Origin of the sequence: Synechococcus sp. HJ21-Hayes, from assembly GCF_024345835.1 — a bacterium.
Classification (GTDB): Bacteria; Cyanobacteriota; Cyanobacteriia; order PCC-6307; family Cyanobiaceae; genus Vulcanococcus.
Map to the genome: position 1 here is coordinate 1 of NZ_JAGQBW010000023.1, position 21542 is coordinate 21542.

Annotated in this window: 19 protein-coding genes and 1 pseudogene; 7 read left to right on the forward strand and 13 right to left on the reverse strand. The window is 62.5% G+C overall.

All coding sequences use genetic code 11. The features are described 5' to 3' along the window. Positions 1–118: 118 nt before the first annotated feature. The gene (locus KBZ14_RS14210) at positions 119–397 is read right to left on the reverse strand and encodes a phage integrase N-terminal SAM-like domain-containing protein (RefSeq protein ID WP_255119002.1); all 279 of its coding nucleotides are present in this window, start codon (positions 395–397) and stop codon (positions 119–121) included. On the opposite strand from KBZ14_RS14210, the gene KBZ14_RS14215 reads away from it, so the two are divergent. From KBZ14_RS14215 to KBZ14_RS14240, 6 genes are all read left to right on the forward strand, one after another. Beyond that, a complete protein-coding gene (locus KBZ14_RS14215) occupies positions 396–1799 on the forward strand; it encodes an ABC transporter substrate-binding protein (RefSeq protein WP_255119003.1) in 1404 nt (467 codons plus the stop codon). The genes KBZ14_RS14210 and KBZ14_RS14215 overlap by 2 nt on opposite strands. Beyond that, positions 1796–2737: a branched-chain amino acid ABC transporter permease gene (locus KBZ14_RS14220; RefSeq protein WP_255119004.1), complete on the forward strand. Its 942-nt coding sequence runs from the start codon at positions 1796–1798 to the stop codon at positions 2735–2737. The genes KBZ14_RS14215 and KBZ14_RS14220 overlap by 4 nt, the downstream gene beginning before the upstream one ends. Before the next feature lie 13 nt (positions 2738–2750). Continuing rightward, complete coding sequence (locus KBZ14_RS14225; protein ID WP_255119005.1) at positions 2751–3668, forward strand: branched-chain amino acid ABC transporter permease; 918 nt, start codon at positions 2751–2753, stop codon at positions 3666–3668. Then, positions 3665–4447 carry an ABC transporter ATP-binding protein gene (locus tag KBZ14_RS14230; protein ID WP_255119006.1) on the forward strand — a complete coding sequence of 261 codons (783 nt, stop codon included), beginning with the start codon at positions 3665–3667 and terminating at the stop codon, positions 4445–4447. The genes KBZ14_RS14225 and KBZ14_RS14230 overlap by 4 nt, the downstream gene beginning before the upstream one ends. Further along, the gene (locus KBZ14_RS14235; RefSeq protein WP_255119007.1) at positions 4447–5160 is read left to right on the forward strand and encodes an ABC transporter ATP-binding protein; all 714 of its coding nucleotides are present in this window, start codon (positions 4447–4449) and stop codon (positions 5158–5160) included. Before KBZ14_RS14230 ends, KBZ14_RS14235 begins: the two co-directional genes overlap by 1 nt. Positions 5161–5553: 393 nt before the next feature. Continuing rightward, on the forward strand, positions 5554–5985 hold the full coding sequence (locus KBZ14_RS14240; RefSeq protein ID WP_255119008.1) for a hypothetical protein: 432 nt from the start codon (positions 5554–5556) through the stop codon (positions 5983–5985). A gap of 40 nt (positions 5986–6025) precedes the next feature. Here the strand turns inward: KBZ14_RS14240 and KBZ14_RS14245 are convergent, their stop codons facing one another. The 7 genes and pseudogenes from KBZ14_RS14245 to KBZ14_RS15960 form a co-directional block, all read right to left on the reverse strand. Further along, entirely contained in the window at positions 6026–8332 is a 2307-nt protein-coding gene (locus KBZ14_RS14245; RefSeq protein ID WP_255119009.1) for a tetratricopeptide repeat protein, read from the reverse strand. A 95-nt stretch (positions 8333–8427) separates the two neighbouring features. Further along, positions 8428–9474 carry a hypothetical protein gene (locus KBZ14_RS14250; protein WP_255119010.1) on the reverse strand — a complete coding sequence of 349 codons (1047 nt, stop codon included), beginning with the start codon at positions 9472–9474 and terminating at the stop codon, positions 8428–8430. A 744-nt stretch (positions 9475–10218) separates the two neighbouring features. Continuing rightward, the gene (locus tag KBZ14_RS14255) at positions 10219–10857 is read right to left on the reverse strand and encodes a hypothetical protein (RefSeq protein WP_255119011.1); all 639 of its coding nucleotides are present in this window, start codon (positions 10855–10857) and stop codon (positions 10219–10221) included. A gap of 3 nt (positions 10858–10860) precedes the next feature. After that, positions 10861–11373 (reverse strand): hypothetical protein, encoded by a 513-nt coding sequence (locus tag KBZ14_RS14260; protein ID WP_255119012.1) that lies wholly within the window; start codon positions 11371–11373, stop codon positions 10861–10863. Next, positions 11370–11816: a hypothetical protein gene (locus KBZ14_RS14265; protein WP_255119013.1), complete on the reverse strand. Its 447-nt coding sequence runs from the start codon at positions 11814–11816 to the stop codon at positions 11370–11372. Before KBZ14_RS14265 ends, KBZ14_RS14260 begins: the two co-directional genes overlap by 4 nt. Before the next feature lie 362 nt (positions 11817–12178). Continuing rightward, positions 12179–13474, reverse strand: a complete 1296-nt coding sequence (locus tag KBZ14_RS15875) for a glycosyltransferase family 9 protein (protein ID WP_255119014.1) — start codon at positions 13472–13474, stop codon at positions 12179–12181. Positions 13475–13519: 45 nt separating this feature from the next. Next, positions 13520–13594, reverse strand: a pseudogene (locus tag KBZ14_RS15960) (hypothetical protein); the annotation flags it as partial. Here KBZ14_RS15960 and KBZ14_RS14275 point away from each other — a divergent pair. Continuing rightward, positions 13565–13930: a hypothetical protein gene (locus KBZ14_RS14275; RefSeq protein WP_255119015.1), complete on the forward strand. Its 366-nt coding sequence runs from the start codon at positions 13565–13567 to the stop codon at positions 13928–13930. The pseudogene KBZ14_RS15960 and the gene KBZ14_RS14275 overlap by 30 nt on opposite strands. A gap of 342 nt (positions 13931–14272) precedes the next feature. On the opposite strand, the gene KBZ14_RS14280 is transcribed toward KBZ14_RS14275, so the two are convergent. From KBZ14_RS14280 to KBZ14_RS14300, 5 genes are all read right to left on the reverse strand, one after another. After that, positions 14273–14911 carry a hypothetical protein gene (locus KBZ14_RS14280; RefSeq protein ID WP_255119016.1) on the reverse strand — a complete coding sequence of 213 codons (639 nt, stop codon included), beginning with the start codon at positions 14909–14911 and terminating at the stop codon, positions 14273–14275. Positions 14912–14948: 37 nt separating this feature from the next. Then, on the reverse strand, positions 14949–15404 hold the full coding sequence (locus KBZ14_RS14285) for a hypothetical protein (protein ID WP_255119017.1): 456 nt from the start codon (positions 15402–15404) through the stop codon (positions 14949–14951). A 230-nt stretch (positions 15405–15634) separates the two neighbouring features. Beyond that, on the reverse strand, positions 15635–17446 hold the full coding sequence (gene ggt / locus KBZ14_RS14290; protein WP_315856156.1) for a gamma-glutamyltransferase: 1812 nt from the start codon (positions 17444–17446) through the stop codon (positions 15635–15637). Beyond that, positions 17446–21051 (reverse strand): hydantoinase B/oxoprolinase family protein, encoded by a 3606-nt coding sequence (locus KBZ14_RS14295; RefSeq protein ID WP_255119018.1) that lies wholly within the window; start codon positions 21049–21051, stop codon positions 17446–17448. Before KBZ14_RS14295 ends, ggt begins: the two co-directional genes overlap by 1 nt. After that, on the reverse strand, positions 21051–21542 hold the full coding sequence (locus tag KBZ14_RS14300; protein ID WP_255119019.1) for a YajQ family cyclic di-GMP-binding protein: 492 nt from the start codon (positions 21540–21542) through the stop codon (positions 21051–21053). Before KBZ14_RS14300 ends, KBZ14_RS14295 begins: the two co-directional genes overlap by 1 nt.

Here is a 21542-nt window from a genome sequence, read left to right on the forward strand (position 1 = left end):
GCGCCTGGCCGGTTTCGACTCGATCCGCGAGGGCCTGCAAGCGGTGATGCATGACATCAAGGCACTGCTGGCGATGGCGCGACGACAACCAGAGCTCAACCCGTGACCACACTTTGAATCAGCCCTGCATCCCCAGCAGGTCGCGATAGAGGAACAGCAGGGCCGCCAGCGCCTGGTTCTGGGTGGAAGGGCTCACCTGCAGGTCCACGGCGAGATGGCTCAGGAACGCATTCACCTCGGCACTGCCCATCGTGCGCGGGTGGCGCCGGTGGTGAAAGCGCAGGAAGCGCCGCAGCCACTGCTCATAGGTCTTCACCGTGCGCTGGGCGTAGTGCCGCAGCTGCAGCTCCTCGCGGTAGCGCTGGATCAGACCAGCGGGGCGCGGCTGATCGGCCATGGCAACACACAACAACCTCTCCTCTGAAGGGTTCCCGCAGATCGGCGCCGAGTGCCGCCCCTCATCAGCCCCTCGGTTGACAGCGCCCACGCCAGCGCCCAGCATCCGCAGCGATGCCGTGCCGATGACGACCTCCTCCCCGCCATCGACCGCTGGCAGCTCCGGCCCGATCGAGCGCCAGCAGCGCGGTGCCCTCCGGCTGGCGGCCCTGCTGGCAGCGGGCATCGGCGTCCTGGCCTGGCTGGGCCGCAGCAGTGATCCGGCCGCCAAACCGCTCCCGGCCGGACCGCTCACCCTCGGGGCCGCTATTGCCTTCACCGGCAACGCCAACCTTTACGGCCAGGACCAGCGCATGGGCCTGGCCCTAGCGGAGCGCTGGGCCCAGCAGACTGGAGCTCCTGCGCGGCCCGTGCGTCTGCAACTGGAGGACGGCGCCTCCGATGAGCCCAGCGCCATCGCCGCCTTCAACCTGCTGATCCGCCAGGGGGTGATTGCCCTGATCGGTCCCACCCTCTCCCAGCAGGCCTTCGCCGCCGATCCGATCGCCCAGCGCCAGGGGGTGCCGGTGGTGGCTCCCTCCAACACCGCCAAGGGCATTCCCGAGATCGGCCACTTCATCAGCCGCGTGTCAGCCCAGAGCTCGGTGATTGCACCGCTCTCGATCGAGGAGGCCCTGCGCCGCGATCCCTCGATCCGGCGCGTGGCCGTGTTCTACGCCCAGGACGACGCCTACAGCACCGCCGAGGTGGCCATCTTCCAGAAGGCCCTCGCCGCCCGCGGACTCAACCCGATCACGGTGCAGCGCACCCAACTGGCCGACAACGACTTTCAGACGCCAATCACCTCCGCCCTGCAGCTCAAGCCCCAGCTGGTGGTGCTCTCCGTGCAGGCAGTGGCCGGCGGCAACCTGATCCGCCAGCTGCGGGAGCTGGGCTACCGCGGCCAGATCGTGGTGGGCAATGGCCTCAACACGCCGAACATCTACCCGATCTGCCAGCGCTGGTGCGACGGCATCCTGATCGCCCAGGCCTACAGCCCCGAACTCAACACGCCGATCAACCGTCGCTTCCAGCAGTTATTCGGGCAGGCCCACGGCGATCGGCCACCGCCGCAGATCACCGCCCAGGCCTTCGCCGCCTACCAGGTGCTGTTTGAAGCGATCCAGCGGCTGCAGCGTAAGGGCGGCCTCACGGGTGTGACCCTCGGCCAGGCCCGCGCCAACCTGATGAGCGAGCTGCTCAGCGGCACCTACGCCACCCCCCTGGGTCCGATCGGGTTCAGCCCCGAGGGTGAGGTGCGGCAGGATCGCTTCTATGTGGCCGAGGTGCGGATGGCGCCCGGCGGCCGCGATGGCCGCTTCGCCCTAGTGCGCGAGCTGCAACTGCAGGAGAACCAGCCGTGATTGAAACCCTGCTGCAACTCCTGCTCAACGGCGCCGCCAGTGGCGGCGTGTATGCCCTGGTGGCCCTGGGCTACACGCTCGTGTTCTCGGTGCTCGGGGTGATCAACTTCGCCCAGGGCGCGCTCTTTTCCGTGGGGGGCTACCTCACCTTTCTGTTGATGGGCGGCAAGATCGGCGTCAACGGAGCCCTACCGGGCTGGGGGCTACCGGGCGGGCTGCCCTTCTGGCTGGCACTGCTGGTGGCGGCGGCCGGCTCCGGCCTGGTGGGGTTGCTGGTGGAGCGGGTGGCCTTCGCGCCGCTGCGGCGGCGCAACGCCGAGCCGCTGCTGGCCCTGATCACCAGCCTCGGCGCCGGTGTGGTAGTGGTGAACCTGCTGCAACTGCTGATGGGGGCGGAGGGCTACGCCTTCCCCCATGGCACCGATGCTCTGGGCGGCCTGCCGGGTGCCCTGATGATCGCCGGCGCCCGCATCCGCACGATCCAGCTATTGCTGCTGCTGACTTCCGCCGGCGCCGTGCTCGCCCTCAGCCTCTGGTTGGAGCGCAGCAAGGGCGGCCGGGCCCTGCGGGCCGTGGCGGAAGACGCCACCACCGCCCAGCTGCTCGGCATCAACAGCGAAGCCATGGTGCGGCTGGCCTTCTTTTTAAGCGGTGCCCTGGCGGGACTGGGCGGCGGTCTGATCGGCGTGAGCGTGAGCCTGCCAGGCCCCTACTTCGGCATCGGCTACGGCCTCAAGGGGCTGGCGGTATTGGTGCTGGGCGGCCTGGGCAGCGTGCCAGGAGCGATCGCCGGCGGGCTGCTGATGGGCCTGGCGGAGGCCCTGGTGCCCAGCGCGGCCTCCGGTTGGCGCGATGCCCTGGCCTTCGCCATCCTGTTTGCCGTGCTGTTGCTGCGCCCCAGTGGCCTGCTGGGCCGGCGCACGGTGGAAAAGGTATGAGGAGGGCCGCCCCGTGATCGACAACGGCCTACTGGTGCAGATGCTGATGGGCGCCCTGCTGGGCCTGTCGGTGTATCTGCCGCTGGCGGCGGGGCAGCTCTCGCTCGCCACGCCGGCTTTTTACGCGGTGGGCGGCACCCTGGCCGCCCTGCTCTCCACCCGTTGGAGTGCCCTCGGGGCGACGGCCAATGGTGGGTTTCCAGTGCCGTCGCTGCTGCTGGAGATGGCCCTGGGGGGGGTACTGGCCGGGCTGCTGGCCCTGCTAGTGGGGCGCCTGGTACTGCGGCTGCAGGGGATCTACCTGGCCATTGCCACCATCGCCCTTGTGGAGATCGTGCGGGTGGCGATCCTGAATTTGCCCTTCACCGGCGGAGCCGTGGGGATCTTCGCCATCCCCCAGCCCTTCGACACCGCCGCCGGCTACCTGCTGCCCGCCCTGGCACTGCTGGCCCTGGCGGGCTGGCTCTGCCAACGGCTGGAGCTGATGCCCCTGGGCCGCGCCATGGCCGCCATCCGCCACGACGAACTGGCCGCCAGCTGCATGGGCCTCGACACCACCCAGGTGAAGCTCACCGCCTTTGTGCTCAGCGCCATGTTGGCCGGCAGCACCGGCGCCCTGGCCGCCCACTTCCTGAACACCTGGAATGCCCGTCAGGGCTCCTTCGACACCAGCATCACCACCCTGGCCTTTGTGGTCCTGGGGGGCTCACGCACCTGGCTGGGACCTGTGGTGGGAGGCCTGCTGCTCACAGCCCTGCCGGAGCTACTGAGGCCGGTGGGCGATGTGCGCCTGGTGCTGTTCGGCCTGGTGATCCTGCTGGGACCGGTACTGGCCCCCCAGGGACTCGTCACGCCGGCCCTGCTGGAGCGCCTGGGGGGCTGGAGCCTGCGCAGTGGCGCCAGCCGAAAAACCGAGAATGCACAGCCATGAGCCAGCCCCTTCTGGAGGTGCGGGATCTCAGCCGGCGCTTCGGCGGGCTGCTGGCCGTGGATCGGGTGAACTTCGCCGTGCAGCCGGGCGAGATCTTCGGCCTGATCGGCCCCAACGGCGCCGGCAAAACCACCCTGTTCAATGTGATCTCGGGGGTCACTCCACCCACAGGCGGCTCGGTGTTCTGGCGCAGCCAACCGATCAGCGGCCAAGCGCCGCACCGGCTCAACCGCCTCGGCCTGGCCCGCACCTTTCAGAACCTGCGCCTGTTCGATGGCCTCTCGGTACTGGAGAACCTGCTGGTGGCACTGCAGCGCCGCCCCCGCAGCAGTGCCCTCGGCGGACTGCTCAACAGCGCCGGGCACCAGCGCGCCGAGCGCCAGCGACTGGAGGCGGCCTGGCAGCTGCTGGAGGAACTGGGGCTCACCGCCCTGGCCGAACGACAGGCGGGCACCCTGGCCTACGGCGATCGACGCCGGCTGGAGATGGCCCGGGCCCTGGCCACCGGCCCATCCCTACTGCTGCTGGATGAGCCCGCCGCCGGCCTCAACCCGGCGGAAAAAGACCAGCTCTGCCAGCTAATCGGAGAGCTGCGCCAACGCCACCAGCTCACGGTGATGATCATCGAGCACCACGTGCCGCTGCTGATGCGCCTGTGCAACCGCATGGCCGTGTTGGATTTCGGCGTGCGCATCGCCCTGGGAACGCCCGAGGAGGTGCGCCGCGACCCCCAGGTAATCGAGGCCTACCTCGGCACAGGCACCGGAGGCAGCGCCTAATGAACACCCCCCTGCTGGAGCTCCAGGGGCTGAGCGTGCACTACGGCAGCCTGCGAGCGCTGGGCAGCATCGATCTTGTGGTATACCCCGGCGAACTGGTCACACTGCTCGGCTCCAACGGTGCCGGCAAGAGCACCACCCTGCGGGCCATCTCGGCCCTGGTGCCGGCCCACGGCCAGATCCTCTGGCGCGGGGGCAGCCTGGCGGGAGTCCCGGCCCATCGACTGCTGAAACTGGGCATCGGCCACTGCCCCGAGGGTCGGCGGGTGCTCAGCCGCCAGAGCGTGGTGGAGAACCTGATGCTTGGCGCCTATCTGCGCCGCGACACCGCCGCCATCCACACCGACCTGGAGCGCTGCTACGGGCTGTTCCCTCGCCTGGCGGAGCGGCGCAGCCAACTGGCGGGGGCCCTCTCGGGCGGCGAGCAGCAGATGCTGGCCATTGCCCGGGCCCTCATGGGCCGGCCGGAGCTGCTGTTGCTGGATGAGCCCAGCCTGGGCCTGGCCCCCAAGCTGGTGGGCGAGGTGATGGGGGCCCTGGCCCAGCTGCACTGCGAAGGCCTCACCCTGCTGCTGGTGGAGCAGAACGCCCAGGCCGTCCTGGAGATCGCCGATCGCGGCTACGTACTGGAAGCCGGCCAGCTCACCCTGCAGGGCCCCGCCCAGGAACTGCTGGCCAACCCCAGCCTGCGGGCCGCGTACCTCGGGGGTTAGGGAGACGAGGTGACCAGGGAGTCAAGACCATACACATGCTCCCAGGAGCGTGTCGGACATTGAGCTGAGACCAGGAAGCGATCATTGAGCCCGTGCGCTTCCGAGATACCCGAAAAGCCTGAGGACGCTGTGGGCGGTGGCCATTAGGGCCCATGGCCCATTCACCTGACTCCAGGCCCCATAAGCAGGAGCGATCCAAACCTCTGGCTCCCTTGATCTGGCCTAACACCGGTTCCACCACAGTGCGGGGTGCATGGCGGGCTCGGATCACGAGGCACCAGCAACCGACCCACCCCGTACCGCATCCAATGCCAAAGAAATGCCCCTCTAGCCACTTAAGGGATTGACATATGCATATGATGGGAAAAAGTTGGTCGCGGAGCCGGTGCTGGCATGGAACTCGAGATCTTTGGCTCCATAGCTGCTTCTGCCCTCACGGCAACGGTCCTCCTGGCACCGCTGGAGGTCAGCAGCCAGCCAGGGCTTCAAGACCCAATCCTGCCTGATGCCAGCGGGATTCTGTCCTTGCAGCAGGCCAACCCACCTGAAACGCTGAATCTCCTTCAGGGGCCTTCCCAGCTGAGCCCTAACGCCGACATTCAGGGCGGCGTTCTGGGCAGCTCCATCAATCCTGCCGCTCTTGAGTCATTGGTCGGCGGAGTGCACGCGAGAGACTTCCCCCAACCAGCAGATCAAAACTATGGCCCCAGAGGGAACAACTCAATTGTGTGGTCTGACAACCGAGGAACCTGGAAATCAGACCCTCCCGACAATGCTTGCATGCTTCAGTCCACATCACAGACCAACTCAGATTCCTGCAACTAAGAAAGCCAGGTTCCAGCCCTTCCGCCTGGATTAACCATGGTTACCGGCTGCATTGAGATGTAGCCCATGCAAGGGAATCTTGATCTCCAAGACTGGCTGCTTTGCGCCAGTCACGGCAAGCAGATGCGAGATTGTTCACGGCCTCCAAAGCAATGCCTCGATTGGAATAGGCGGACGCATAGGATGGATTAATCTCGATAGCCTTGGTGTAATCAGAAATGGCTGCTTGAAGCTTGCCAGTCTTGAAGAACAGAGCTCCGCGGTTATTGAAGGCGATTGAATAGTCTGGCTTGAGGCTGATAGCTTTATTAAAGTCGTCGAGGGCGCCAGAAGAATAGCCTAGATTTGACTTAGCGAGACCCCTATTATTGAGAACATTGGCCTGCGAGGGACTAATCTGAAGCGAGTTGTCGTAATCGCCAATGGCACCCTTCGTATCCCCGAGCTCATCCTTCAGCCTGCCGCGCCTGAAGTAAGCGGCAGCATGCGCAGGAAAAACTTCAATGATCTTGGTATAGTCAGAAATCGCTTCTGCCTGTGATGCAGTTTCCTCTCTCAGGGTGGCCCTGGCATAAAGCGATTCTGGATTTGATGGATTTAGCGCGATGGCCAGAGTGTAATCCTTGATAGCTTTTTCCTTGTCACCAAGTTCTGCCCAAAGGGCGCCACGCCGTTTCAGAGCTGCTACGAAGTTTTTATTCAGCTCAATGGCACGGTTGAGATCTTCCAAGGCACCCTGCTTGTCGCCAAGCAGATCACGGGCCTGCCCCCGTGCCAGGTAAATGGATGAATCCTTCGGATTCAAGCTCAAAGCAGTGTCGTAGTCTTTAATGGCTCCATTAGAGTCCCCATTACCGATACGAGCCCTGCCGCGATTGAGATACAAGGATGAGTCGGTCGTCTTGGCCGCAAGAGCTATATCGTACTTACGGATCGACTCGCTATAGTCGCCTCGAAGCAAAAATTGATTCGCAAGGACTGCTTCTTGACCCTGGCCGTCGCGATCAACAAAATCCAACTGGGCATTATTTATGAGCGAAGCACCGAGAGAGGCTGGATTCACCAATCCATTCAACGCACTGCTGGCAATCCGAACGCCTTGCTTCTCCTCAGTTGAGGAATTTGTGATTGGCGCCTGTTGATTACTGGGCACATGTCGCAGGGCTTCCTGCAGCTTCAAGGCCGGCTGTTCAGGCTCTAGCTTAGGAAGAACCAGCTTGTTGGCTTGATCGTGAACAGCCTGGCTCTTAGACGCAAGCTGCTCTGAAAGGCGAATTGCGATTTGCCTGTGCTGCTCCAGTTGTTCAAGATATTTCGCCTTTGCAAGTCGCTGTTGCTCCTGCTGCTTGCGCTGCTCCTCTTGCTGGCGCTTGGCCTCCACCCTGGCCTGCTCTTGCTGCGCCGCTTGGGCCTGTTGCGCTGCTTGCTGGACAGCAATGAGACGTTGCTGCTCGAGCTCCTTCAGGCGCTTGGCTTCTGCGAACGCCAGTTGCTCCTGCTGCTTGCGCTGCTCTTCTTGCTGGCGCTTGGCCTCCACCCTGGCCTGCTCTTGCTGCGCCGCCTGGGCCTGTTGAGCAGCTTGTTGGACAGCAACGAGGCGTTGCTGCTCGAGCTCTTTTAGGCGCTTGGCTTCTGCTAACGCCAATTGCTCCTGTTGCTTGCGCTGCTCCTCTTGCTGGCGCTTGGCCTCCACCCTGGCCTGCTCTTGCTGCGCCGCTTGGGCCTGTTGGGCTGCTTGCTGCACAGCAACGAGACGTTGCTGCTCGAGCTCTTTTAGGCGCTTGGCTTCTGCTAACGCCAGTTGCTCTTGCTGTTTGCGCAGCTCCTCTTGCTGGCGCTTGGCCTCCACCCTGGCCTGCTCTTGCTGCGCCGCTTGGGCCTGTTGAGCAGCTTGCTGGACAGCAACGAGGCGTTGCTGCTCGAGTTCCTTCAGGCGCTTGGCTTCTCCTCGTTGACGCGTTGCTGCTTGATTGTTCGATTCGGTCGGTGGAATCTGAAGGGAGTCTTGTGGTGGTATTAACTGGGAATCTGCCGCTAAAGGCTGGCTGGTGCCTGATTGCAACGATAGATCCGTTGATCCCGGACTTATAGCAACAGGTGGAGCAGGCGGATGTCGATCTACCGCTTCATCAGAGGCCGAAAGCGAAGAGAGTGGGGGCCCGATCAAATCAGAGCTATTGCCCTTCGTTTGATCTTGCTTGCTTATTTTTGGCTTGAGAGCGACTTGCTGAGCTGGATTGCCAGTATGTTGCACAACAGTATTGTATTGCCTGTACGAAGTCAGGCAAAGCACCCCAACAAGTGGAGACGCAATAGAGATAATTATTGCCAGCCGGGTGCGAATCATTGAGATGAAGCAAGAACGGGTAAAAAAAAGTGGGACCGAAGCCCCACTTTGGTTAAACAAGCGGCAATAGAACGAGCCTATTGCGCTCGCTCTTACTATTGACCAGCGCCAGAAGCACCAAAGGCCTGCATGAAGGCAGATGCGCTGGTGGAGTTGGACTGAGTCGCGAACGACGAGGTGGACAGCGATGCGCCGGCAGCGCCGTTGCCCGTACCGTTGTTCGAGGAGGTGGTGTCGTTGCGAGCAACGTCTGCCGTGAAGGAAGAAGTACCAGCTGCGTTCACGTTTGCGATCACACCAATACCGCCGACTTCGACAGTGCTGCTGCTTTCACGCGCTGAACTTGCCTGGGCTTGTGAATATGCCTGCGAATAAGCCTGCTGGTAAGCAGATTCATACGCAGCATTATATTCGGCTTCCGAAGCGTAGTCGCCACCGGCATTATAGGAAGCGCCGACTGCGAAGTCAGCAGCGGCTGCAGCACCGCTCTCGAAGCTATTGTTCAGAGCAGCCAAGGCTGCAGAGTTGCTACCGGTTTCCGTGGTGGTGAATTCACCAGAGATGATGCCAGTGGCGCTCTGAGCAGACGATGAAGACGTAGACGCCTCCATGGCCGTTTTATAGGAAGTATCGTAGTTTTCAGTATACTTATTCTCCCAACCTGCCTGCCATTCAGCCCTGGATTGGGCTTCCCATTCTGCACCGTTACCCTGGGTGTCGCCGTATTCCGCAGCCCATGCCGCGGTCCATTCCATACCAAATGTGGAGGAATTTGCGAATTCCCGGGCGGCAGTCGAGGCACTCATCGCCGATGCCTGAGAAGCGGCTTGCTGGTTTGCAGCGCTGCTGGAGGTACCGATGGTTTGCTGCAGAGTGCTGGTGCCGGCCAGGTTCAGAGCGGCGGATGCACTCGAGTCGTAATCGATCGTCGAAGAAGCCGACGCGTTCACACCAAGGTTGGTGCTCGAGCCAACGTTAAAGCTGTTGTTGGTGCCCAACGAGTTGTTGAATTGGGCGGTACCTTGACCGGTAAAGACAACCGAACCCGCGGTAGGGGTTTGGATGTTGAACATGGGTTCAGCTTTAGCGCCGGAAACGGCACCCACAACCAGAGCGGCTGCAAGAAGAAGACGGTTTTTCATCGTCGGATGTGATTGGACAGGTCTGCCGGGTTTTCGGGGGCGTCCACTTGAGAAGAAAGCGGAGGCATGCTCGAACCCGACAGATGCATATTAGCAGCTGTTTTGCGCATATGCTGCTGCATTCCATGGGTAGGAATGCTTAAATTCGACTCAAATGTAGCAAGCGATACTTTTTAAACCCTGCACTCGATCGGATTGAGCCACCGGCATAGCCTTGGTTTTTTCCAACCTGTCCTGATGAGGCAATCCCTGGGTGCTTCTGGGGTGATGCTGGTGGCAACTAGCCGCCAACGTTGACAACTTTCTCTCCTAACAGAAAAAATGATTGCGAAGAATTTGCGCCACGACGGTTTCACCGGCATAGAACACGAGATATCTCTTGGCAGATGCGTGACTACGACTAGTTTTGATCTAACTCGTTCTTTGGCGAGCACTGAAAATAGCCCTGGCTGCTCTGGTTCGAGCCGTAGTTAATACATGACAATCGCTGATCTTGACTGTCTCGGCAAGTAATAACCTGCCCGGGTATCAGAGTGCAGTCAACAATAGAGTTGTTATCACTGTTGATACATTCACCAGTTCCATCTTGATTGGACGTGCAGTAGATATTGGTAGTATCTGAATCAAATGATTGGGCCAAGAGAGTCTGCATGCTTGCCGTGCTCTTGACCTGGCTGAACACCAAGATTGCAACCGATCCAGCAATGGCGTGGGTAATTGCTTGGAGAAGCCGCACGAGTGGTTTCAGCTTTTGTTGGTTTTAGGGGCTTTTAGAGTTGGCTGCGGAATCAATGGAGTTGGGTTAGGCCTTGCGCTTGTCCTTGGTATGGACTTGAGAACTTTTGTCTGGGCACATTTTTCGAGAAGTGGATACACCTCTGGATCAACTGCAATGCCATCTTTTTCCAGGGATGCGCAAGCTCGAATCATCGAGAGTTCAGTCGAAATCTTGCGATCGATGGTGATTTGATTGGCAAGCTCTGCACAGTTTTTAAGAACGGTTGAACCAAATGGAACCAGCACTCCGATATTTGCTGAATAGTTACCGCTTTGAGCCCTACTCACCGTACTGATGGTATCAGAATTGACTTGATTTGCATTTCCATAGTTTCCCCCAACATACATCGTGGGCGTACGGCAAAAAATACCGGGGGCAAAGCCGTTTTCGTTGTTATAAGCGTTATTTGTTTGGTAGTTGATATTCGTTCCTCCCGTGGTAGCTGTGGTTACGTTTGCCGATGGACTTGCTGTGCCCGTAGTGGAAATTGGGCTGTTATTTCCCTCAGTATTGTTTTGCGCTTGGGCTGACAACGGAATAGAGCTTAACAGCAGCAATAAAAGCAGCCCACGAAAAGCAGACTTGATCTGACATTCGGCTTGCATTGCCTAGAAAGAAGAGAAGAAAGAATTGACAAAATTTGAACTGGTTGAGTCAATAACGAGTTGGGTGGTGACGCTTCCGCTAGCAGATCCCTGCGCAGTGCTGTAAGTATCTTTGGGTTGACCTTCGATATCCTTGGGTGTAATTCTTACTTCGTAAGCGGTTCCCTCTCCATACTTGAGATTACCGATTGAAGAAGCTCCCTGTGCTGCTCCCGAAGCAGATGACGTCGTTGATCCTGGCGTATTGCCAGTGTTACTCAGAACTGCCGTTGGGTCGGTGATTTCTTGGAACGACGTACTATCCGGACCCACAATGAGCTTCGCTGATGTGTAAACATCAAAATTAGGAGTCATCGTTGCAGATGATGACACGCCGTTAGTGTTGGAAATCGTAACTGACAACCGATTGGTTGTACCAGTACTAGAATTTGTGTTGGTCTGAGTGGCTTGGGCGTAGGCTTGCTGGGCTGGTGCAAGAACAACGAGGGCAACTGCAGCCAGGAGAAGTTTTTTCATCGCAGTGATCGGGAGAAGCTATTAATAAATGATGGGCTCGCTGACCTTGCTTCCCTAACGAGAAACAGGGATGTGTAAGCGGAGTAATTGATCAAAGCTGGCTCAACAGCTGGATCTGCGGCTGGATTGGCCAAGGCAAACGCGGACGTTTCAAGAGTTGATGGACCAAGAATCAAACTGCCGTCTGTGGTGAATCCCTTGTGAGACACCTCTGTTCGCGTATTTCCGGAAACACCTTGGGCCGCAATGGTTCCGTCGGAGAGGATGAGCTCGGTTTCCGCTACAGAAGAGCCACCGCCTGTGCTTGATGCTCCGCCTGAGCTGTTGGTGCCCGATTGGGCAGCTTTTCTGGCATAGAGCGACTGAGGGTCGGAAGTCACCATGCGCAGCCCGCCGGTCACGCCTACAAATTGCGCAAATCCAGGCAAGGGGCCGCCAAGCATGCAAAAACCGACAAATCCAAGCCGCAAGACCGCAGCAAGGCTCTGCCCAAGAGGGACGCAATGCCTTGCGCGACGGAGACATGCTCGAGACGGCGCCGGTGGCCCCATGAGAGACATGGATACTCGTATTTGCCTGAAGCATAGCAGTGGTGCAACGGCGCGGCAACGCTCTGTTTGCAACGGCCGGCTGGGCAGGGCTCCTGCGGCCGACACCGAGACCGGAACCAGCCCTGGCCAGAGCTTCTCCACCGATCCGATTGAAAGGGACGGGTTTTGGTCGTTACCGCGCAGCGGCAGCCACCGAGCTTGCGGATGCGTTCGATCAGGAGTGTGGCGCTTCCCGTTTATGGGGCATCTCCAGGTCAAGACTGGTGGTTAAGGAATCCCCCATCCGTGCTGGTTCCGTTTGCGGGCTCCTCGTGAGTGACCTGCGGTTTGGTGAGCTGCCCTGTCAACCAGGCGGTTGCTTCAGCCACGAGTTCAGACCAAGCCTGTTGCGGTTGCTGGCGGATCAGCTTCAGGCTCGGATACCACGGATGTCGATCGGCATCGGGGCTCCCCCAGCGCCAGTTAATACGCTGCGGCAACAGCACCACACCGGGAATCCCCAGGCAGCCAGCGAGATGGGCAGGTCCGCTGTCATCTGTCACCACCCAGTGGCAGAGGCTCATCAAGGCGGCCATGTGCTCCAGCCGCTGCACGCGATTCACGTCGCCTTGAATGCTCACAAACCGATGGCGGAAGCTGCAGGTCTCCAGTTGTTCCTGTCCGATTCCCTTTTGCAGCGAGAGCAGCCGCACCCCTGGCAGCTCGCTCACGGGCTGGAATGTCTCTAGCGGAATATTGCTGCTTTGCCGCTCCAACAGTGACTGCAGAGCAGAGCCATGCCAGTTCAAACCCACGAGCCGTTCATCGGTCGACAGGTGCATGCGATCCTGCCATTGCTGAATCAGAGCTGGATCGGCCGTGAGGTTTGGAGTGCCCAGCGAAGGGTGTTCCGTGCAGCTGCCGAACAGGCCCGGCAAACTGGCTAGTGGCAGCGCTTCACCGCAGTGCTGCTGCGCCAAGGCCGCTAACGACTTCACGGCAATGCTTGAACTGAGTGCTGTTTGGAGCAGGGCCAGCAGAGGCGGTTGTACGAACAGCTGCACCGGGATCGGCAACTGTTCCTGCAGCCAGGGCGCATAACGACTCAAAAGCAACGTGTCGCCGAGGGTGCCTGTGCCGATCAAGGCCAATGGCCCCTTGCTCACTCCAACCTCAAATCTGGGCAGCGAACAACCATGCCCAAGGCTCTGCCCCTGGGCCTCCAACAGCCTTCGCTGCTGATCAAACGCTTCGTACCCAGCACGCAGTTGCCCCTGCAGCAACAGACACTCCGCTTTCAGCGCATACAGGTCAGGCTGCTCCGGTTGGTGCTGAAGGGCTTGTTCAAGCACCGGTTGCAGCAGCTCCAGCCGTTGCTGTTCGAGTAGCAGCGGGCAGAGCAATCGCTGCAGTGGCCAGGGTCTGTCTCTGGTTTCAGCGTCCAGCAGAAGCTCTTGGGCCAGGCTCAAGGCCTGTTGTTCTTGGCCCTTGTTCTGCAACAGCCGCGCCTCAATGGCGCGGCCCAGCTGCAGCCAGGCAGATGATGCGTTCGCACCAGATCGTTGAGGCACTTCACTGAGCAGGGCCTCAGCTGCCTGGCTTTGCTGATGTTCAAATAGGCATAGCGACAGGCAAACGCGAGCCTCAGGGTCGCTCGGCGCTTGCTCAAGCCAATCTTCGAACAGTGGCAGGGCCTGCCTGCTGTTTCCCAAGCGCAGCAGCAGGCGAGCGGAGTGCTGGATGGCTCCCAGGTGATGGGGTTGCTGCTCCAGAAGCCACTGAAAGTGCTCCAAGGCTGGCTTCATGCGTCCCAGGGCTTCGGCGGCACAACCCTGCTCCCATCTGAGTTCAGGCCTCGTGCTGGCCTGCTCCAGCCAGGCATCACGCCATTGGGCTGCTTGGTCAGTGTCTCCACGCTGTGCTGCAAGTTCGCCGAGATCGCGATAGACCTCAGGCAGATTGGATTGCGACTGAAGCAGCAATCTCAGAAATGGCTCGGCATCATGGAGCCGTCCCAGCTTGCGTAGTGGTGCAACCTGCTTCTCATACAGCTGCAGCTGGGGCGTTCTGCTGTGGCCTTGAGAGGATTCGGATCTGGTGTTGCCAAATCCACGCTGACGCAGTGATGATCGATTTAGGCGGGACATCGCTGTTAAGGCACTATTTGACTGCTAAAAGTATAATAATCTTCGGGAGGTCTCCCGATCAGGCGGATTATCGCGCCAGCACCGCTGACCGACCTCAGGTTGCAAGCTCAGATTGGCGGCTCTGAGCGCGCCAGGTGAACACTTGCCATTGTAGACCCATCGCCTGCCATAAAAGGCAAGGAAAGCATTTGACGCGGTTGTGTTTTTTGGGCATACATCCACTTAGAATTCGTCTTCGAAGGTGTTTTTGATAGGCGCCTCGCCATTGGTCGCCGAGCCAGAGCCTCCCTCCAGCACATTGTCGAGGGCCCTCGGCAATGCATCGCCTATTGCTGCTCCATAAAGAGCGGCCTCGTCTTCTGGATCGCACCAGAACTGTGCTTGATTGGCTGTGATGCCGCTGATCCACACGCATTCCAGAGATCTGGATGCCGCTGGGCAAGAAATGATTTGCCCCGGCACAATCAGGCACGTTATCTTCCGGCCATCTTCTTCGTTAACACATTCCCCTGTTCCATCATTATTGGATGTACAGTACGCGAAAAATCCATCCATGACACGGGCCATGGATGAGCCTGGAAGCAGGGTTACCTGCGCTGCAAGCAACAGTCCAGATAGGGTTAACGATCTTCGACTGATTGCCATTTGGCGCCCTTGCTTTTGCGCAAAGCGGGGGCGTTTCACCTGATTCCCCTTGGCGCTTGCTGTCTTGCTTGTGATTGCATCCAATGTCTTTCTCTTGTTTGGATTTCTCGTGTGCCTTGAGTATCGATGGGTGTCAATGCAGGTTTGCCAAGAGAGCCACGGCTCTGCCCTCTCCTTGTTGCCGGGAAGATCATGGAAGACCAGCAGTCGAGACATGAAGGGCCATAGGTGACAGGGGCAGAATTGCTCTCGTTTAGTTCAAGAAATAGGGCGCCAACTTATTGACAACACCAACTGGCTCATAGCAGCGCTTGGCAACTTTGCGCTTGGGTTCGCGTGAATACAGGCAAAGTTTACTGTCTTCATAGTAAAAGGTGCCCCATGTTCGCCTGCCTTGAAAATCGACCGTGTATTCAGGCATATTGAGACGATTCTGTGTCTGCAATCCGCAGCCTTTGACTGGATCACGCTTGATGGTCCAGATGCGGCCCCTGAGATCCACCCCATAGGTTTTGCTACTTGTTGCAGAGCGGTACAGGTCGTATTCGCTGAACTTCTTTTCAATGCTTGTGCATTGCTCTAAGCGCTGGATGGCCTTCTTGCGCGCCTCCTGATTGCCCGCCTGTTGTTGATACTCGTCCTTCAAATCCACAACCTGCTCAGCGCGCAGGCCCAGTACTGGCACTGCGCTGAAGATCACAGCCCCCATGAGCAGGGAGGCACCCCATCTACCCCTTGCAGAGAGGGCGGATGGGACCCTCAAGGGTGGCTGCCGGCCGCTCATGGATACCAAAATGCTGATTATGCATGCCATTGTGGCCGGTTTGGTCGATCCGCACTAGGGGGCCCGGAAAACCCAGGTCTGGGGTCCTGGGCGGCAAGCAGCTCGGCTTCACCGAATGACGAGCTGACCACGGCCCACAAACGCACCGGCGGACGTTATGGCTTCTCCCCCACTGCCGCTGCATCCTGTCGACGGAGATCAGCAACGCCAAGGCTGCCCCCACCTCCCGGCAGGACCTCCACGGAATTGGCAGAACCCATGGCCGGTGTCAGAACCAGCCGATGGCCGCGCTGCTGCAGCAGACGAACCGTGTCGGGGCTGAGCCCCTGCTCCATGCTGAGCTGATCGGGCCACAGCTGGCTGTGGATGCGGGTCTCAGCCACGGCGGCGGCAAGGTTGAGACCATGCACCAAGCGGTTGAGCAGCACCTGCAACACCGTGGTAATGATGCGGCTACCGCCTGGGCTGCCCGTGGACAACAGCGGGGTGCCATCACTGTGAAAAACCAGGGTGGGGGTCATCGAACTGAGCGGCCGGCGGCCCGGTGCAATGGCGTTCTGGCTGCCCTGGCGTAGGCCATAGGCATTGGGTACGCCCGGCTTGGCCGTGAAGTCGTCCATCTCGTTATTGAGCAGGAAACCGGCCCCGGGAACGCTGATGCCATTGCCGTAGGCGGTGTTGAGGGTGGTGGTGAGTGCCACCAAGCCACCGTCACGATCCGCCACCGAAAGATGGGTGGTATTAGTGCCCTCCACCCCAGGCGTGGACTCCGCTTCCAGTTCAGCGGCGGGCCGATGGCGATCAAGCCACAACCGTTGCCGTTGCTCGGCCGCGTAGCGCTCACTGAGGAGCCGTTGCAGGGGCATCGACACCTGGGCCGGATCCCCCAGCAGCCGATTGCGATCGCGATAGGCCAGGTTGATCGCCTCCACCATCAGGTGGATCGTGGCGGCGCTATTCAGACCGCTCCTATCCAACTGGAGTGGCTCCAGCACCTGCAACACCTGCAGCATCGTTACGCCACCACCGCTGGGGGGCGGCATCGTGAGCACGCGATACCCCTGAAAGCCCTGCGACAGCGGCGAGGCCCACAGGGCCCGGTAGCTGGCCAAATCCGCCGGTGTGATCAAGCCCCCGCGCCCCTGCATCAGGCGCAGTAAGGCCTGACCAATGCGGCCACGGTAGAAACAGGCAGAACCCTCGCGAGCAATGCAACGCAGGCTGGCGGCGAGCTGCGGCTGGCGCAGGATCTCGCCGGGGCGGTAGGGCCGCCGATCGGGCTTGTAAAACAGTTGGGCGCTGGTTGGATCCGCCTGGAGGAGGGGGGCCGCAGCCTCGAGGGAGCTGCTCAACTCAGCCCCCACAGGGAAGCCCCGCTCCGCCAGGGTGATCGCCGGTGCCATCACGGCCGCTAGGCGCAGACACCCGTAGCGCGCCTGCACCTGGGTGAGGCCGGCCACACTGCCTGGCACGGCAGTGCTGACCGGGCTGCGCAGTGCCCGCTCCCGGTTCACGCTGCCATCAGGGTTGAGGAACAGATCGGCGCCGGCGGCCTGGGGAGCGGTTTCGCGGAAATTCAGGGCCACCGCCTCGCCGCGGCCGATCGCGATGGCTTCGGGCAGAGCAGGCTGCCGGGCCGCCGCACGGCAGGTGCTGATGCGGCCGGAGCGGGGCAGCCACAGCACCAGAAAACCGCCACCCCCCAGGTTGCCGGCCTGGGGCAGGGTCACCGCCAGGGCAAAGGAGGTGGCCACCGCCGCATCCACCGCATTGCCCCCCTGGCGCAGGATCTGGGCCCCCACCGCCGCGGCCCTGGCCTCCTGGGCCGCCACCATGCCGCCGCTGGACACCAGCGGATGGAAGCGCTGGCTGGCCTCCTGCAGCAGGTTGGGCTGGGCCATCGCCGGGGCCACAAGCACCAAGGCAGCCAGGGAGAGCGCAGGACGCAGCCCAGGAGCCATCGGCATCAGATCACCTCCTCGGCTACGCCATAGCCCCCACCCCCGGGGGTGCACACCCGCACCGCATCCCCGGGCTGCAGCTGGCACTCGGCCACACCAGCCAGAGAGTCCACGCGGCCATCGCCATGCAGCAACTGGTTCTGGCCGCAGGCGGCCGCCGCGCCGCCGGCCAGGCCAAACGGCGCCACCTGGCGTGCACCCGTGAGCAGCGACAGGGTGACCGGCTCCAGGAAGCGCAACTGGCGCACCACGCCATCCCCGCCGGGCCAGCGGCCGCCGCCACCACTGCCGTGGCGCACGGCAAACAGCTCCAGGCGCACGGGCAACCGCTCCTCCAGGATTTCAGGATCGGTAAGGCGGGAATTGGTCATGTGGGTCTGCACCCCGCTGGCCCCCGGGAAGCCGCGGCCATCGGCCAGGCGGCCGGCACCGCTGCCGCCGCAGATGGTTTCGTAGTACTGGCAGCGGTGATTGCCAAAGATCAGGTTATTCATGGTGCCCTGGGCGGCGGCCATCACCCCCAGGGCGGCAAATAGGGCGTTCACCACCACCTGGGAAGTTTCCACATTGCCCGCCACCACGGCGGCAGGGGCGCGGGGATTGAGCAGGCAGCCGGCCGGCACCACCAGCTCCAGGGGTTCGAAACAGCCGGCATTGAGCGGGATCGACTCCTGCACCAGGCAGCGGAACACGTAGAGCACCGCCGCCCTGGTAATGGCCAGGGGGGCATTGAGGTTGCTGGGCTGCTGGGGCGAGGTGCCGGTGAAATCGATGCAGACCGAGCGCTGGTCGTGGTTCACGCGGATGGCCACCGCCACCGCGAGGCCGCCGTCGCAGCGCACGCAGGCGGAGCCATCCTGGAGGCGATCGATCACCCGCCGCACCGCCTCGGCGGCATGGGCCTGGCCGTGGGCCATGTAGGCCTGCACCGGCTGGAGGCCCTCCCGCGCAATCAGGGCCTGCAGGCGCTCCACCCCCAAACGGTTGGCGGCCACCTGGGCCTGCAGATCAGCGAGCAGTTGATCGGGGTTGCGCACCGGCCAGGGCCCCGCCGCGAGCCGTTGCCGCCACACCGCCTCCTCAAAGGCGCCATCGCGAATCAGGGGCACGTTGTCGAGCAGGAGCCCCTCCTCGGCAATGCTGCGGCTGTGGGGCGGCATCGAGCCCGGCGTGGTGCCCCCCACATCGGCATGGTGGCCGCGACTGGCCACAAAACCGATCAGCTCCGGGCCTGCGAACACCGGCGTGATCACCGTGAGGTCGGGCAGGTGGGTGCCGCCGTTGAAGGGGTTGTTGGACACCACCGCATCTCCGGGCGCCAGAGGGGGATGCTCGCCGCGCTCCACCGCCGCCAACAGGGCCACCACACTCGCGCCCATGGAGCCCAGGTGCACGGGGATGTGGGGCGCATTGGCCACCAGGGCGCCGCGGCAATCGAACAGGGCGCAGGAGAAATCGAGCCGTTCCTTGATGTTCACCGAGGCGCTGGTGAGCTGCAGACGCGTGCCCATCTGCTCGGCAATGGCCGCAAAGCGGTGGTTGAACAGCTCCAGGAGCACCGGATCGGCGGCGTCAGCTGCCTTCGTTGCCTGGGCGGCCGGCACCACCCCAGGGCTGCGGGAGAGCAGCAGGGAGCCACCTGGCAGCAACTCAGCCCCCCAACCCGGCAGCAGCAGGTTGGTGCCCGTGGCCTCCACAATCAGGGCCGGCCCTTCCAGCCGCTGGCCCGGGCGCAGCTTGGAGCGCTGCAGCAAGGGCACCGAGCGCCAGGCCCCGTTCACAAACAGCTGCACCCGCTCAGGGGGAGCCGCCAGCCCAGGGCTGGCATCCGGGGCTGAGCCCAGGTCCGGCAAGGACGCCCCGGGCCGGATCAACTCCAGGGTGAGCCGCTCCACCACCGGCTGCAGCGGCTGGCCGTCGGCTCTGGTGGGCAGGTAGCCATAGCGGCGGCGATAGCTCTGCTGGAAACCGTCAAGCAGCTCTCCATAGCTGCCCCAGGCCAAGGGCAGCACCGTGTCGCTGCCGGGGGTGCGCAGCTGCAGCCGCCGCTCGGCCACCGCGCCAGCCTCCCCACCACCCGCCGCAGCCGCCAGCTCGGCGAACTGGGCCTCCAGGGCCTCGAGCAGGGCAGGGGTGAGCGGCTGGCGGATCACCCGCTCGTGGATCTGGCGCTCGTCGGCCAGCCCGATGCCATAGGCGGAGAGCACCCCCGCCAGGGGATGCAGCAGCACCTGGTGCATGTCGAGCGCTTCAGCCAGGGCGCAGGCGTGCTGGCCGCCGGCCCCGCCAAAGCTGCACAGGGCGGCCTGGCGCACATCGTGCCCCTGCTGGATCGAGATGCGCCGGATCGCCTCGGCCATGCGCTCGATCGCAATGGCGATGGCGCCTTCCGCCACCAGCTCCGGGGTGGTGCCCATGGCGGCCGCCAGCTGGGCAAAGGGCCGACGCGCAGCCTGCGGATCCAGGGGCTGATCCGCCTGCGGCCCAAACACCGCCGGGAAGTGCTGCGGTTGCAATCGGCCCAGCAGCAAGTTGGCGTCGGTGAGGGTGAGGGGGCCCCCACGCCGATAACAGGCCGGGCCCGGATCGGCACCGGCGGAGGCGGGCCCCACCTGCAGCCGCTGGCCATCGAACTGCAACACGGAGCCCCCACCGGCGGCCACGGTGTGGATCTGCAGCATGGGGGCCTGCAGGGTGAAGCCGGCCAGCGGCCACTGCTCGCGGCGCTCCCACTCGCCATCGCAGTAGCAAACGTCGGTGGAGGTGCCGCCCATGTCGAACCCCACGATCACGGGATAGCCGGCAGCGGCACTGGTGCGCGCGGCCCCCACCAGCCCCCCGGCCGGGCCGGAGAGCATCGTGTCCTTGGCCTGCAGGCGATCCGGGCCGATCAACCCACCACTCGACTGCATGATCCGCAGGGGCACCTCGGCGCCGAGGGCGGTCTGCACCTGGTCCAGGTAGCGCCGCAGGGCCGGGCCCACATAGGCCTCCAGCACGGTGGTCTGCCCCCTGGGCACCAGGCGCGGCAGCGCACTCACCCGATGGGAGAGGCAGATCTGCTCAAAGCCGAAGGTGGCCAGCCAGGCGCCAAGCTGCAGCTCATGGCTCGGGTAGCGGTAGCTGTGCAGCAGGGCCACGGCAACGCTGCTGAGGCCATCGGCGCGGGCCTGGCGCAGCTGCTCGGCCAGGGCCCCATCGAGCTGCAGGGGCTCCAGCTCGCGGCCGTCGGCCGCCAGGCGGCCGCCCACCTCCAGCACCCGCTGCTCCAGGGGATCGGGTCTGTCGATGCGCAGGGCAAACAGATCGGGGCGGTGCTGGTCGCCGATGCGCAGCAGATCGGCAAAGCCCCGGTTGAGCAGCAGCAGGGTGGGGGCGCCACGGCGCTCCAACAGGGCATTGGTGGCCACCGTGGTGCCGAGCCGCACCTCCTCGATCCGCTCGCCCGGCCCCAGCAGGGCGCGGATGGCCCGCACCGCAGGATCACCCGGCCGATCGGGCTGCACGGACAGCAGCTTGCGCACCACCAGCTCGCCCCGGGGGGAGCGGGCCACCAGATCGGTGAAGGTGCCGCCGCGATCGATCCAGAACCGCCAGCCGGCGCCGGCCATCAGCGGTAGTTCTCGAACTGCAGGGGAACCTCCACGTCCTGGGCCTTGAGCAACTGAATCGCCTGCTGCAGGTCGTCCTTGTTCTTGCCAGTGATGCGCAGGCTCTCGCCCTGGATGGCCACGGTCACCTTCTTGAGGTTGTCGCGCACGGTTTTGCTGAGGTCTTTGGCGAGCTCCTTGCTCAGGCCCTTGCGCAGCTTCACCAGCTGCTGCACACGGTTGCCACCCACCGGTTCGGGGGTCTGGAAATCGAAGATCTTGAGCGAGAGATTGCGCTTGGTGGCTTTCTGGCGCAACACGTCCTCCACGGCCTGCAGCGTCATGTCGCTGGCGGTGGTGATGGTGAGGCTGGTCTCGTCGAGGCTGATCTCGGTGGCGGAGTCCTTGAGGTCGTAGCGGGTGCCCACATCGCGGCGCACCTGATCCACGGCATTCACCAGTTCCTGCCGATCGAAATCGGAAACCACGTCGAAGGAATAGGTGTCGGCCAT

Coding starts and splice junctions, on each gene's coding strand:
- KBZ14_RS14210 (WP_255119002.1), bottom strand. CDS start 397: ATGGCCGATCAGCCGCGCCCCGCTGGTCTGATCCAGCGCTACCGCGAG.
- KBZ14_RS14265 (WP_255119013.1), bottom strand. CDS start 11,816: ATGCTTGGCGGCCCCTTGCCTGGATTTGCGCAATTTGTAGGCGTGACC.
- KBZ14_RS14215 (WP_255119003.1), top strand. CDS start 396: ATGGCAACACACAACAACCTCTCCTCTGAAGGGTTCCCGCAGATCGGC.
- KBZ14_RS14250 (WP_255119010.1), bottom strand. CDS start 9,474: ATGAAAAACCGTCTTCTTCTTGCAGCCGCTCTGGTTGTGGGTGCCGTT.
- ggt (WP_315856156.1), bottom strand. CDS start 17,446: ATGCCGATGGCTCCTGGGCTGCGTCCTGCGCTCTCCCTGGCTGCCTTG.
- KBZ14_RS14260 (WP_255119012.1), bottom strand. CDS start 11,373: ATGAAAAAACTTCTCCTGGCTGCAGTTGCCCTCGTTGTTCTTGCACCA.
- KBZ14_RS14255 (WP_255119011.1), bottom strand. CDS start 10,857: ATGCAAGCCGAATGTCAGATCAAGTCTGCTTTTCGTGGGCTGCTTTTA.
- KBZ14_RS14295 (WP_255119018.1), bottom strand. CDS start 21,051: ATGGCCGGCGCCGGCTGGCGGTTCTGGATCGATCGCGGCGGCACCTTC.
- KBZ14_RS14230 (WP_255119006.1), top strand. CDS start 3,665: ATGAGCCAGCCCCTTCTGGAGGTGCGGGATCTCAGCCGGCGCTTCGGC.
- KBZ14_RS14300 (WP_255119019.1), bottom strand. CDS start 21,542: ATGGCCGACACCTATTCCTTCGACGTGGTTTCCGATTTCGATCGGCAG.
- KBZ14_RS14240 (WP_255119008.1), top strand. CDS start 5,554: ATGGAACTCGAGATCTTTGGCTCCATAGCTGCTTCTGCCCTCACGGCA.
- KBZ14_RS14245 (WP_255119009.1), bottom strand. CDS start 8,332: ATGATTCGCACCCGGCTGGCAATAATTATCTCTATTGCGTCTCCACTT.
- KBZ14_RS14280 (WP_255119016.1), bottom strand. CDS start 14,911: ATGTCTCGACTGCTGGTCTTCCATGATCTTCCCGGCAACAAGGAGAGG.
- KBZ14_RS14235 (WP_255119007.1), top strand. CDS start 4,447: ATGAACACCCCCCTGCTGGAGCTCCAGGGGCTGAGCGTGCACTACGGC.
- KBZ14_RS14285 (WP_255119017.1), bottom strand. CDS start 15,404: ATGGGGGCTGTGATCTTCAGCGCAGTGCCAGTACTGGGCCTGCGCGCT.